Origin of the sequence: Marinobacter sp. OP 3.4, assembly GCF_036224885.1 — a bacterium.
GTDB lineage: Bacteria > Pseudomonadota > Gammaproteobacteria > Pseudomonadales > Oleiphilaceae > Marinobacter.
Genome location: NZ_JAVVLT010000009.1, coordinates 1 through 13,199, shown reverse-complemented (window position 1 = coordinate 13,199; position 13,199 = coordinate 1). Strand labels below are relative to the sequence as shown.

At 61.2% G+C, this 13,199-nt stretch carries 7 protein-coding genes; 5 read left to right on the top strand and 2 right to left on the bottom strand.

The window, feature by feature from the left end:
- Positions 1 to 279 precede the first annotated feature (279 nt).
- A complete protein-coding gene (pnp, locus tag RO069_RS01230) occupies positions 280 to 2,397 on the top strand; it encodes a polyribonucleotide nucleotidyltransferase (RefSeq protein ID WP_442915318.1) in 2,118 nt (705 codons plus the stop codon).
- Positions 2,398 to 2,526: 129 nt separating this feature from the next.
- Here pnp and RO069_RS01225 read toward each other — a convergent pair whose 3' ends face one another.
- Positions 2,527 to 3,891: a KamA family radical SAM protein gene (locus RO069_RS01225; RefSeq protein WP_328184771.1), complete on the bottom strand. Its 1,365-nt coding sequence runs from the start codon at positions 3,889 to 3,891 to the stop codon at positions 2,527 to 2,529.
- A gap of 590 nt (positions 3,892 to 4,481) precedes the next feature.
- Between RO069_RS01225 and aceE the strand changes: the two genes are divergently transcribed.
- The gene (gene aceE, locus RO069_RS01220; protein ID WP_328184769.1) at positions 4,482 to 7,151 is read left to right on the top strand and encodes a pyruvate dehydrogenase (acetyl-transferring), homodimeric type; all 2,670 of its coding nucleotides are present in this window, start codon (positions 4,482 to 4,484) and stop codon (positions 7,149 to 7,151) included.
- Positions 7,152 to 7,161: 10 nt separating this feature from the next.
- Entirely contained in the window at positions 7,162 to 8,883 is a 1,722-nt protein-coding gene (gene aceF / locus RO069_RS01215; RefSeq protein WP_328184767.1) for a dihydrolipoyllysine-residue acetyltransferase, read from the top strand.
- A gap of 76 nt (positions 8,884 to 8,959) precedes the next feature.
- Here the strand turns inward: aceF and RO069_RS01210 are convergent, their stop codons facing one another.
- Positions 8,960 to 10,060, bottom strand: coding sequence for a DcaP family trimeric outer membrane transporter (locus tag RO069_RS01210; protein ID WP_328184765.1), 1,101 nt, complete (start codon positions 10,058 to 10,060; stop codon positions 8,960 to 8,962).
- 240 nt (positions 10,061 to 10,300) lie between these two features.
- On the opposite strand from RO069_RS01210, the gene RO069_RS01205 reads away from it, so the two are divergent.
- Positions 10,301 to 11,779, top strand: coding sequence for an exonuclease domain-containing protein (locus RO069_RS01205; protein ID WP_328184763.1), 1,479 nt, complete (start codon positions 10,301 to 10,303; stop codon positions 11,777 to 11,779).
- Between the two features lie 86 nt (positions 11,780 to 11,865).
- Positions 11,866 to 13,080 (top strand): aspartate aminotransferase family protein, encoded by a 1,215-nt coding sequence (locus RO069_RS01200; protein ID WP_328184761.1) that lies wholly within the window; start codon positions 11,866 to 11,868, stop codon positions 13,078 to 13,080.
- Positions 13,081 to 13,199: the final 119 nt, after the last annotated feature.

Sequence of the window (13,199 nt, the reverse complement as noted above, 5' to 3'; positions counted from 1 at the left end):
CTGGTGCCGGCCTGTGCTCCGGTGGCTGGGACGGGTCTCGGCCCGCACCTGTCATCGGGGTATGCTTTTCCACCCGAACCGGTACCAGAACCGGTTGTTACGCCACTACCGAAGTGCTTCTGCTGTCATGACCGAAAGCGCCGATAGCAGGTTGTTGAAAGGCCCGGGTGCCTGGCTCCGGGGTTTTGCAACAGCCTGTTCGCTTTCCGGTAGCAGGGTTTCGGGACCGCGTCTTCCTGCTCTGGTGCATTGGATACTCAAGCGAAATCAGGAGCGATTGTGATTCCACAAGCAACCAAGAAAACCTTCGAGCTCGGCGGCAAGACCGTCACCCTCGAAACGGGCCGTATTGCCCGCCAGGCCACCGGCTCGGTGCTGGTGACCATTGACGACATTTCCGTACTGGGTACGGTGGTTGGCGCCAAAGAGGCCAAGCCCGGTCAGCCCTTCTTCCCGCTGACGGTCAACTATTTCGAGAAGACCTACGCCGTGGGCAAGATTCCCGGTGGCTTCTTCAAGCGTGAGGGGCGTCCTTCCGAGAAGGAAACCCTGACCTCCCGCCTGATCGACCGCCCGATCCGTCCGCTGTTCCCTGCCGGGTACATGAACGAAACCCAGGTGATCCTGACCGTGATGTCTTCCAGCAAGACCCAGGATCCGGACATTGCCGCCATGCTGGCTGCCTCTGCTGCCCTGTCCATCTCCGGTATTCCGTTCGAGGGACCCATTGGTGCCTCCCGTGTGGCGTTCACCAATGAGCGTGGCTACTTCCTGAACCCGACTTTCGAAGAGCTGGAAACCTCCCTGCTGGACATGGTGGTGGCCGGTACCGAAGATGCGGTGCTGATGGTTGAATCCGAAGCCAAGGGCCTGACTGAAGACCAGATGCTGGGTGGCGTACTGTTTGCCCACCAGGAGATGCAGTCCGCGGTTGCCGCGATCAAGGAGTTTGCCGCGGAAGTCGGTAAACCCCGTTGGGACTGGCAGCCGGAGCCGGAAAATACCGAGCTGCTGAATGCGATCAAGGACGGTTTCGGCGGTGATATCGCTGAAGCCTACGCGATCCGTGACAAGATGGAGCGGTACGCGAAGCTGAAGGAAATCAAGGATGCCGCCGTTGAGAAGCTGGCCGGTGAAGAAGAAGGCCAGCCGGCCGAGGACGAAGTGAAGAAATACTTCGGCAAGGTCGAGAAGAGCGTGGTTCGCCAGCAGGTCATCGAAGGCAAGCCCCGTATCGATGGTCGTGACAACAAGACCGTTCGCCCGATCAACATCGAGGTTGGCGTGCTGCCCAGCACCCACGGCTCCGCCCTGTTCACCCGTGGCGAGACCCAGGCCATCGTGACCACCACCCTGGGTACCGCCCGGGACATGCAGATCATCGATGCCCTGGAAGGTGAGCGCAAGGACCCGTTCCTGTTCCACTACAACTTCCCGCCGTACTCCGTCGGCGAAGCCGGTCGAGTGGGTGCCCCGGGTCGTCGTGAAGTGGGCCACGGTCGCCTGGCCAAGCGTGGTGTGGCTGCGGTCATGCCGACGATTGAGGAATTCCCGTACACCATCCGTGCGGTATCCGAGATCACCGAATCCAACGGTTCCAGCTCCATGGCCTCCGTGTGTGGCTCTTCCCTGGCGCTGATGGACGCGGGTGTGCCCATCAAGGCACCGGTGGCTGGTATCGCCATGGGCCTGGTGAAGGAAGGTGAGCAGTTCGCCGTTCTGACCGATATCCTGGGTGACGAGGATCACCTGGGTGACATGGACTTCAAGGTGGCCGGTACGTCTGAAGGCGTTACCGCCCTGCAGATGGACATCAAGATCAACGGCATCACCGACGAGATCATGGAGCTCGCCCTGGAGCAGGCCCACGAAGCGCGCCAGCACATCCTGGGTGAAATGGCCAAGGTCATTGCCGCACCACGGGCCGAGCTGTCCGATCGTGCGCCGAGCATTACCACCATCAAGATCCATCCGGACAAGATCCGCGACGTGATCGGCAAGGGTGGCGCCACCATCCGCTCCATCTGTGACGAGACCGGTGCCTCCATCGACCTGGACGACGATGGCAACGTGAAGATCTACGCCGACACCCAGATTGCTGCCCAGGCGGCGGTCAACCGGGTGAAGGAGATCACCGCCGAGATCGAGGTGGGCGCCATCTACAAGGGCAAGGTCGAGCGCATCATGGAATTCGGTGCCTTCGTCAACATCCTGCCCGGCAAGGATGGTCTGGTTCACATCTCCCAGATCTCCGACCAGCGTGTCGAGAACGTCACTGACGTACTCAGCGAAGGCCAGGTAGTCACCGTCAAGGTGCTGGATGTGGACAACCGTGGCCGCGTGAAGCTGTCCATGAAGGAAGTTAAGGAAGGCGAGCAGCCAACCGACTTCAGCTAAGCGTCACGCTGTGATGAAAAACCGTCCCGGGAAGCCGGGGCGGTTTTTTGCGTTATGGGTCCGAAGAAAACCGACCCACAAAAAAGGGCAGCCCGCAGGCTGCCCTTCTCGGCGTCAGGGGGGGCTGAATCAGCCGTTGCCCTTGCGCATCTGCTCGTACTCGTCCTCGAAGAAGAACTTCTCCTCGCCGAACGCCGGCTCCAGCTCATGCAGCCAGGTGGCGGTGTCGCTGTACTTGGCGAAGAAAGGACGCTGTACCCAGTCCGGGTTGCGGCCCTGCAGGAAACGCAGCACGAATACTTTCTCGCCCTTGATCTCGGCGATACCCTGGATTTCCACCTTGCCCGGGCCGGCACTCATGCTGGGGCCGCGGGCGGTACGACCGAGGCCGGATACCTGCTTCATGGCTTCCCGGTAGACCTCGTAGGCTTCCGCCAGGGGCACCTCGAAGTAGTTCTTGGCGCCGGTGTCCCGCTCCACAAACATGTAGTAGGGGATGATGCCCAGCTTCACCTGCTTCTTCCACAGCCTGGCCCAAGCGTCGGCATCGTTGTTGACGTGCCTGATCAGCGGGCCCTGGGCACGGATCTCGGCACCGGTGGCGCGAATACGGCGAATGGCCTCTTCCGAAATCTCGGTGGTGATTTCCTGCCAGTGGTTGTAGTGCGCCATCAGGGCCACGTGCTTGCCGGCATCCACCAGCTTGGCGAACAGTTCGATCAGCTCGTCGGCGTCCTTGTCGGTCACAAACCGGTACGGCCAGAAGGTCAGCGCCTTGGTGCCGATGCGGATGGTCTGGATGTGGTCGAACTCCGGCTCCAGCAGCGGTTCCAGGTACTGCACCAGGTGCTTGGTCTTCATGACCATGGGGTCGCCGCCGGTCAGCAGCAGGTCGGAAATCTCGGTATGCTCCTTGAGATAGCCGTGCAGTTTGTCGGCGTCGGTGCTGGCCATCTTCAGGTCCTTGTCACCGACAAACTGCGCCCAGCGGAAACAGAAGGTGCAGTAGGAGTGACAGGTCTGACCCTGTGACGGGAAGAACAGCACGGTTTCCCGATACTTGTGCTGTAGCCCTTCCAGGGGCTCACCGTCCAGCGTGGGCTGGTTCATTTCCATCTGACCCGCCGGGTGTGGGTTCAACTCGTCGCGAATTTCCTTGGCCACGGACTGGATCAGCTTCTTGTCCGCGCCTTCCCGGTGCAGCTTGGCCATGCGCTCGTAGTGCTCGTCCTTCAGCATGCCCTTCTGCGGGAATACGAGCTGGTAGAGCGGGTCATTGGGAACCTTGTCCCAGTTGATCAGTTCGTTGATCACGTATTCGTTGACCCGGAACGGCAGCACACTGGCCACCACTTTCATTTCGAACAGGGTTTCTTCCGGGAGATTCTGGATAACCTCGATCTTGTCGAGCTGGCGGTCGGTATAAACCTGAAAACGACGCTCTTCAAACTCGACGGTCGGAATCCGGTTCGGAAAGGTGACGATGGAATTCATGAATCGCCCTCTGTCTGAGTGAAATGGCCGGTGACTGACCGGATCGTATCAGTCACCACTGTTCAAAAAACGGGCAGGCAAGTATACCGGAAAGGAACAACATTTTCAGGTCTAATTAAAAGAATCCCCTGTCATCGCGAATGACTCCGGTGCAATTCGATGGGAATTCAGTAAATTGCATGTTTTGCCCGCGTCTTTGGTAAAAATGGCGTCTTTTAACTGCAATATTTGGTAAGCGACAGGTTCGCCGGAACTCTTTAGTGTGAAAAGCTTTATGGCCCTGAGCAGATGGAGGCACCCTGACCTCCGGGTAATACGTACATCCCCTATCGGGCCGCAGGCCCTCCTTCGACCTTGGTTGGGTTGTGGTCATCGTCCTCCGTTGACTATAGTCCTGAAGTTCCTCTGAAAAATCCCGGCGGCAACGGCGTCCCGGGTTATCGCCACAATACCGTCCCGATGCCGGTGAATTCCGTGGGGCTGTTCTATGCTTGTGGTGGCGACTCTTCTCTTCGGGTGTGTTTGCACGGCCTTGAAACACCCCTTCGCGCGGCGCCCTGGCCGCACCATACAAAACATGGGAGGGTTCGATGTACCAGGATGAAGACCCCACTGAAACCAGCGAATGGCTGGATGCACTGGAATCCCTGATCGAGAACGAAGGCGTTGAGCGGGCGAAGTACATCCTCGAACGGTTGTCCGAACGGGCCAGCCGGGAAGGGACGGAACTGCCTTACTCCATCACCACGCCGTTCCGCAACACCATCCCGCTCAGGGATGAGGCCCGAATGCCGGGGGACCTGTTCATGGAGCGGCGCATCCGCTCACTGATCCGCTGGAACGCCCTGGCCATGGTGCTGCGGGCCAACAAACGTCCCGGGGAACTGGGCGGGCACGTGTCCACCTTCTCGTCCGCCGCCACCCTGTACGACGTCGGCTTCAACTACTTTTTCCACGGTGGTGATGAAAAACGTGAGGGCGACCTGATCTATTTCCAGGGTCATGCCTCCCCGGGCATCTACGCCCGCTCCTACCTGGAAGGCCGCTTCGACGAGGAACAACTGGACAAGTACCGGGAAGAGGTGGATGGCAACGGGCTGTCCTCCTACCCCCATCCCTGGCTGATGCCGGACTACTGGCAGTTCCCCACCGTGTCCATGGGGCTTGGGCCGATCCAGGCCATCTACCAGGCCCACGTCATGAAGTACCTGCACAGCCGCGAGCTGATCGACATGGGTGACCGCAAGGTCTGGTGCTTCGTGGGCGATGGCGAGTGCGACGAGCCCGAGACCCTGGGCTCCATCTCCAAGGCCGGTCGCGAGAACCTTGATAACCTCATCTTCGTGGTCAACTGCAACCTGCAGCGTCTGGACGGCCCGGTGCGGGGCAACGGCAAGATCATCCAGGAACTGGAGGGCATCTTCCGGGGCGCTGGCTGGAACGTCATCAAGGTGGTCTGGGGCCGCATGTGGGACCCGCTGTTCGAGAAGGACGAAGACGGTGTCATGCAACGGGCCATGGACGAGTCCGTTGATGGTGAGTTGCAGAACTACATCAGCCAGGGCCCGGCCTACACCCGCAAGGAATTCTTCGGCAAGTACCCGGAACTGGCCAAGCTCGCCGAAGGCCTGTCCGATGAGGACATCAAGAAGCTCAACCGGGGCGGCCACGACCCCTACAAGGTCTACGCCGCCTACCAGAAGGCCGCCACCGAGGCCAACGGCAAGCCCACGGTGATCCTGGCCCATACCATCAAGGGCTATGGCTTTGGTGCGGCGGGCGAGGCCCAGAACACCGCCCACTCCCTGAAGAAGCTGGACAAGGACGCCCTCAAGGCCTTCCGCGACCGCTTCGGTATCCCCCTGAAGGACGACGAATTGGAAGACGTTCCCTATTATCGTCCGGCCCCGGACAGCCCGGAAATCGTCTACATGAACAAGCGCCGGCAGGAACTGGGCGGCTTCTATCCCAAGCGCCGCAAGGACAGTCAGCCCCTGAAGGTACCGGAGCTGGATATCTTCAAATCCGTGCTGGACGGCTCCGGTGACCGGGAAGTGTCCTCCACCATGACCTTCGTGCGGCTGCTCAACGCCCTGGTCAAGGACAAGCGTGTCGGCAAGCGGGTGGTGCCCATCGTTCCGGATGAGGCCCGTACCTTCGGCATGGAAGGCATGTTCCGCCAGTTGGGTATCTACACCTCCGAAGGTCAGAAGTACGTGCCCCAGGACCGGGACCAGATCATGTACTACCGGGAGGACAAGAAGGGTCAGATCATGCAGGAGGGCATCAACGAGGATGGCTCCATGGCTGCCTGGATGGCCGCCGCCACCTCCTACAGCCACAACAACTTCCCGCTGATCCCGTTCTATATCTTCTACTCCATGTTCGGCTACCAGCGTGTGGGGGACCTGGTCTGGGCTTCCGGTGACATGCAGGCCAAGGGCTTCCTGATCGGTGGCACCGCCGGGCGCACCACGCTGAACGGCGAAGGCCTGCAACACCAGGACGGCCACAGCCACGTGCTGTTCAACGCCGTGCCCAACTGCCGCAGCTACGACCCTGCCTTCGGCTACGAAATGGCCGTGGTGGTGCAGCATGGCATCAAGGAGATGTTCGAGGACAACCGCCATGTCTTCTACTACCTGACCATCGAGAACGAGAACTACCACCAGCCCGCCATGCCCAAGACCAAAGGCCTGGCCGAGCAGATCATCAAGGGCATGTACAAGTTCGAATCGGTGGAAACCAAGGGCCGCAAGAAGACGCCCCGGGTCCAGTTGCTGGGCTCCGGTGCCATCCTCAACGAGGTGCGGGCGGCGGCACAGTTGCTGAAGGACGACTGGGGCGTGGCCAGCGACGTCTGGAGCGTCACCAGCTACAACGAACTGGCCCGGGACGGCATGCACGTGGAGCGCTGGAACCACCTGCATCCAGACGACACCCAGAGGAAGGCCTACGTCACCCAGTGCCTGGAGAAGCAGCAGGGGCCGGTGGTGTCCTCCACCGATTACATCAAGCTGCACTCCGAACAGCTGCGGGCCTACATTCCCAAGACCTACTTCACCCTGGGCACCGACGGCTTCGGCCGCAGTGATACCCGAGAGAAGCTGCGCCACTTCTTCGAGGTGGACCGGTACTACGTGACCGTCAGTGCCCTGTCCGCCCTGGCGAAGGACGGCGACATCAAGGGTGACCAGGTCCTGGAGGCCATGCGCAAGTACGGCATCGACCGCAACAAACCCAATCCGGTGCTGAGCTGAGGAGGTAGCCATGAGTGAACAGGAGATCAAGGTTCCCGACCTCGGTGGCGCGGACGAGGTTGAGGTGATCGAAGTGCTGGTCAGCGAGGGTGACACGGTTGCAGAGGAGGATCCCATCCTGACCGTGGAGTCCGACAAGGCCTCCGTTGAGCTGCCGGCCCCGTACGCCGGCAAGATCACCAAACTGTCCGTCAAGGTGGGCGACAAGCTCAGCGAGGGCGATGTGGTCGGTACCATCGAGGCTGATGATGCCGGTGATGGCAGCAGCGAGGACAGCGACGAAGAACCGGAAAAAGCTGAAAAGGACGCTGACGAGTCGAAGGAAACGGACGCGGACTCCGGTGATGATAAGGAGAAGGCATCGAAAGACGACAGCGACTCCGGCAAGTCGAAAAGCTCGGGCAAGAAGGCTGGCGGCAGCCGCAAGGAAACCGTCAAGGTGCCGGCCCTGGATGGCTTCGAGAATGTCCCGGTCATCGAGATCAATGTCAGCGAAGGCGATACCGTCGGCGAGGAGGACCCGCTGGTCACCGTCGAGTCCGACAAGGCCACCATGGAAATCCCGTCCCCCTACGCCGGCAAGGTCGACAAGATCCTGGTGAAGGAGGGGGACAAGCTCTCCGAAGGCGATGACCTGCTGGAGATGACCGTCGAAGAGGCCGGCGGTGACGAGGCCGATGACGCGGACGACAGGGGCAATTCCGAGGAATCCGACAGCGACAGGGAACGCAAGCCTGCCAGGGGCGAGAAGGATGACGGCAAGGAGGAAGCCTCCACTTCGGATGAAGGGCAGGGCGACAGCACCTATCAGCCGCCCACCCCCGGCAGCAAGGTCCACGCGGGTCCTGCGGTGCGTAAGGTGGCCCGGGAGCTGGGCGCCGATCTCACCAAGGTCAAACCGAGCGGCCCGAAACACCGCATCCTCAAGGAGGACGTGGAAGCCTACATCCGCCAGAACCTGAAGAAGGCCCAGGAGGGCGGCTCCGTGGAAGGTGCAGGCATCCCGGGCATCAAGCTGCCGGACTTCAGCCAGTTCGGCGAGGTGGAGCGGGAAGCCATGTCCCGCATGATGACGGCTACCGCCACCAACATGCAGAAGAGCTGGCTCAACGTGCCCCACGTGACCCAGTTCGACGATGCCGACATCACCGAGATGGAGGCCTTCCGCAAGGGCCAGAAACAGGCGGGCGAGAAAAAGGGCGTCAAGCTCACGCCGCTGCCATTTATCCTCAAGGCCTGCGCTGCGGCCCTGGCGGAACTGCCCCAGTTCAATGTGTCCCTGGACATGGATCGCAAGGAGGTGGTGCGCAAGAAGTACATCCACATTGGCATCGCTGTGGACACACCCCACGGGCTGATGGTCCCGGTGATCCGGGATGTGGACCAGAAGGGCCTGTGGCAACTTGCGGAAGAGGCCCAGGAACTGGCGGACAAGGCCCGGGACAAGAAGCTCAAACCGGCGGAGATGCAGGGTGCCTGCTTCTCCATCACCAGCCTGGGTGGTATTGGCGGCACGGCTTTCACGCCCATTGTGAACACGCCGGAAGTGGCGATCCTGGGGGTATCCAAGGCGGCCATGAAGCCGGTGTGGGACGGCGAGGCCTTCCAGCCCCGGTTGATGCTGCCGCTGTCCCTGTCCTACGACCACCGGGCGGTGAATGGTGCCGATGCGGCGCGGTTTACCAACTACCTGGCGCAGGTGCTGGGGGATATCCGGCAGTTGTTGCTGTAGTGGGTCGCCTGATCGACGAAGGTCGGTAGGAAGAGGCGTCCCCCGGAGCGGGGGACGCTGATTTCAGGTGGGACTATCAGAAGCTGTAGCGGGATGCGAACATCACCCGCTGGGCATCTTCGCTGTCGCCACTGTAGAGCTCGGACTTGAAGTAACCGTATTCAACGCCAAGCATCACGTGCTCAATGGGGCTCCATTGATAGTTCACGAAGGCGTTGCTGTTGGTTTCAACCCGGGCATCCGCTGCTGCAGCGCCCACGTCGCTTTCATAGTCATCCCAGTCCATCTTGACCATGCCATAGGTGAGGTTCAGCGTACCAACACCGACCTCAGCAGAGGCGCCGATGGTGCCGCCATAACCCTGGATGGTCTCCAGGCTGTCGCCGTCACGGTAGGCATCCTGGCCGCCGAAGCCACTATCACCGGAACGATAGAGGTAACCGTTGGCGCCCTCAGTGGCGTTAAGCACGGCGTGCAGGGTCAAGGCGTCAGTCAGGGAGACGTCGGTGGCAACATAGCCCGCCATGCCTGCGGCGTTATCGTCTTCGCCAGCATCCCCTTCATCATAGGAGAGGTACTGCAGCAGGGCACCGGCACTGAACTGGACGTTCGGAGCCAGGGCCCGTTCGAAACGGGCGGTCACCACCGGGGCGCTTTGCTTCTCGTCGCCGCCGACGTTCTGGAACCGTGGGTCCTCCAGAGAGAATGACCAGGCACCTGTTGAGTACCGGACCTGGGCCACGCGGTCCTGGACGCCAGCCGAACCGACGACGCTGTCGAAGTCCAGGGTGGGGGTCCAGCCGACAAAGCTGGTGTAGTTGGACCAGGTGCGACCGGCCAGCCAGTTGCCGTATTCACCGTAGGCGTGACGCAGACGGAAATCGCCGCCGCGGAAGTCACCTTCCAGAGTAACGCTGACACCGCTGGAGTGAGTGGCCGAGACACCAAGCCGGGACTGCTCTGCGTCGGCATCGAAATGACCGTCACCTTCCTCTGCGTTGGTGAAAAGGGCGGGGAAACTACCGGCCTGGGTTGTGCTGCCGATATCCTGATCAAAATCGTAAACCGCGTTCATCTGAGCATAGCCGTACAGATCGAGCATGACGTCACCTGCTTCGAACTCGACGGCGGCCGCCTGACCGGACGCGATGCCCAGTGCCATTGCAGCGGATGTCAAGCCAATTGCCTTGGCGAGTACATTATGTTCGTCCTCTCTTTTGTCGCGTTACGTGTGTGTTGTTCTGTCTTCCTCTTGTTCGGGTAGAACACTTCACTAACGTGGCAAATAAGTAACGAAACTGCAATGTTGATAGGCGATTATGTACGATTTTTTAGACTAATTATGGAGAGACTTGGGAGAATATGTCGGTTTTGACTACATTAACCCATTGCGCCACGGGCTCCGTATAATGCGGGAATGAAAGACGGCACCCCTTTGATAGCCTTCCTGGGCTCCGCAACCCTCGCCTTCCTGGACCTGGAAACCACGGGCGGCTCTGCCGGCCACGACCGGATCACGGAAGTCGGCATCCGCTTCTGGCGCGACGGCAGGGTGGTGGACGAATGGCAGACCCTGGTCAATCCCCAGACCCGGATTCCCTCCTACATCGAACGTTTCACGGGTATCACCAATGACATGGTTGCCGATGCGCCGGTGTTCGGGGCCATTGCGGATGAACTCCGGGAACGCCTGGAGGGCTGCATCTTCGTTGCCCACAACGCCCGCTTCGATTACGGCTTTATCAAGGCGGAGTTCCGGCGCCTGGTGCAGCCGTTCTCGGCCCGGGTGCTCTGCACCGTCAAGCTGTCACGGCGGCTCTACCCCGAACACCGTCGCCACAACATGGATGCCCTGATCCAGCGCCATGGCCTGGCCCAGGTGCAACGGCACCGGGCCATGGGGGATGTCGCCGCGATGATGGACTTCTTCACCCATGCCCTGGAAGACAAGGGCGTGGACACCGTGGAGCAGGCTGTCCGCACCCTGCTCCAGCGCCCCAGTGTGCCCTCCCACATGCCGCCGGATATCCTTGATGAGATACCGGCGGTGCCCGGCGTTTACCGTTTCTATGGAGAGAACAATGTACTGCTGTACGTGGGCAAGAGCACGAACATCGCCCAGCGGGTGGCCTCCCATTTCTCCGGCGATCACAACTCCAGCAAGGGCGTACGGTTGTCCGAGAGCATGCGCCGTGTCGAGTGGACGGAAACCGCCGGCGAGCTGGGTGCCCTATTGCTGGAGCTGCGCCAGATCAAGACCCTGCGGCCCATGTACAACCGCCGCTCGCGCCCGGCCAAGACCCTCTGGAGCATCGAGTTGACGGCCAGCGACCGGGGGTACCTGCAGGCCCGGCTGATACAGAAGATCGAACCCCACCGCCTGGGCGACTACTACGGCCTGTTCCGCAGCAAGCGCGACGCCCAGCGGGCCCTGACCGGCATCGCTGGCAAGAATGAGCTGTGCAACCGACTACTGGACCTGGAGCCGTCGGACCAGGAGGGCCCGTGTTTCCAGCGCACCCTGGGGCGATGCAAGGGCGCCTGTGAAGGCCTTGAGGACGTCACCCGTTACAACCTGCGGGTACAGATCGCCTTCCACAGCCTGCGCCTGAAAACCTGGCCCTGGCAGGGGCCGGTGGGCGTGCGGGAACACCACCCCGGTACCGGTCGCACGGAGATCCTGGTGATCTACAACTGGATGCACGTGGCCACCCTGCATTCCGATGAAAAACTGCAGGACCTCAGCCTTCGTGGCACCGCCGTCACCTTCGATATGGATTCCTACAAACTGGTGGTCAAGGCGCTCTCCGGGAAGGGGGTGAAGGGGCTGACCATCCTGGAACTGCCGCCAGTGGGGGAGCCGGACATACTGGGGGTGGATCCCGGAGACGCCTGAGTTTTCCTGCACCTGCCCCTCTGACGTATGATAGGGCTTTACACGCCGGTCCGTTGGCCGGTCCCGGGAAGGTCAGAGAGGAACTTATGAACAGAGAACCCGTCACCCGCGAACTCTTCAACGACGTCATGGTCCCCAACTACGCCCCCGGTGCCATGATCCCCGTGCGAGGTGAGGGCTCACGAGTCTGGGACCAGGACGACCGCGAGTACGTCGACTTCGCCGGCGGCATTGCCGTCAACAGCCTGGGACATGCCCATCCGGGGCTGATCAGCGCCCTGTATGAACAGGCGGAAAAGCTCTGGCACGTCTCCAACGTACTCACCAACGAACCGGCCCTGCGCCTGGCCCGCACCCTGTGCGAACTCACCTTCGCCGAGCGGGTGTTCTTCGCCAACTCCGGCGGGGAAGCCAACGAAGCCGCCTTCAAACTCGCCCGTCGCCATGGCTGGCAGCACCATGGCCCGGAAAAGCACGAAATCATCTCGTTCACCAACTCCTTCCACGGCCGCACCCTGTTCACCGTGAGCGTCGGCGGCCAGCCCAAGTACCTGGAAGGCTTCGAACCGGCCCCGGGCGGCATCCACCACGCCACCTACAACGACCTGAATTCGGTCAAGGAACGGATCTCGAAGGAAAAGACCTGTGCCGTGGTGGTCGAACCCATCCAGGGCGAAGGCGGCGTGATGCCGGCTGAACCGGAATTTCTGGAAGGCCTGCGGAAACTGTGCGACGACCACGACGCCCTGCTGGTCTTCGACGAAGTCCAGAGCGGCGCCGGCCGCACCGGCCACCTCTATGCCTACCAGCACTACGGCGTCACACCGGACATCCTGACCACCGCCAAGGGCCTGGGCGGCGGCTTCCCGGTGGCGGCCATGCTGACCACCGCGACCGTGGCCGAAAGTCTCGGCGTTGGCACCCACGGCAGCACCTACGGCGGCAACCCGCTGGCCTGCGCCGTAGCCCAGAAAGTCGTCGATACCATCAGCCAGCCGGACATCCTCAAGGGCGTTAAGGCCCGTTCCGAAAAACTGCGTAAGGGCATGATGGCCATCGGCGAGAAATACGGCATCTTCAGCCACGTCCGCGGCGAGGGCCTGTTGCTGGGCTGTGTGCTGACCGAGCAGTGGAAAGGCAAGGCCAAGGAATTCCTGGCGGCATCCCAGGCGGAGGGTCTGATGATCCTGGTCGCCGGCGCCGACGTGGTCCGGCTGGCCCCGTCCCTGATAATCCCGGACCAGGATATCGAGGAAGGGCTTGAGCGATTTGAGAAAGCGGTGGCTACACTGACAACATAGAAGGATCCTGTGGCGAATTGCAGGATGTCGCGGTGGGTGGTCTGGTACTGCTTTCCGGGACCTTCAAAAACAGGGACGTTTTTGAAGAGCCTACATGGACGTATCTACGGCGTGTCCCG

Bases quoted from the DNA above. Each gene is read 5' to 3' on its own strand.
- RO069_RS01225 (WP_328184771.1), bottom strand. From the start codon at position 3,891: ATGAATTCCATCGTCACCTTTCCGAACCGGATTCCGACCGTCGAGTTT.
- aceE (WP_328184769.1), top strand. From the start codon at position 4,482: ATGTACCAGGATGAAGACCCCACTGAAACCAGCGAATGGCTGGATGCA.
- aceF (WP_328184767.1), top strand. From the start codon at position 7,162: ATGAGTGAACAGGAGATCAAGGTTCCCGACCTCGGTGGCGCGGACGAG.
- RO069_RS01205 (WP_328184763.1), top strand. From the start codon at position 10,301: ATGAAAGACGGCACCCCTTTGATAGCCTTCCTGGGCTCCGCAACCCTC.
- RO069_RS01200 (WP_328184761.1), top strand. From the start codon at position 11,866: ATGAACAGAGAACCCGTCACCCGCGAACTCTTCAACGACGTCATGGTC.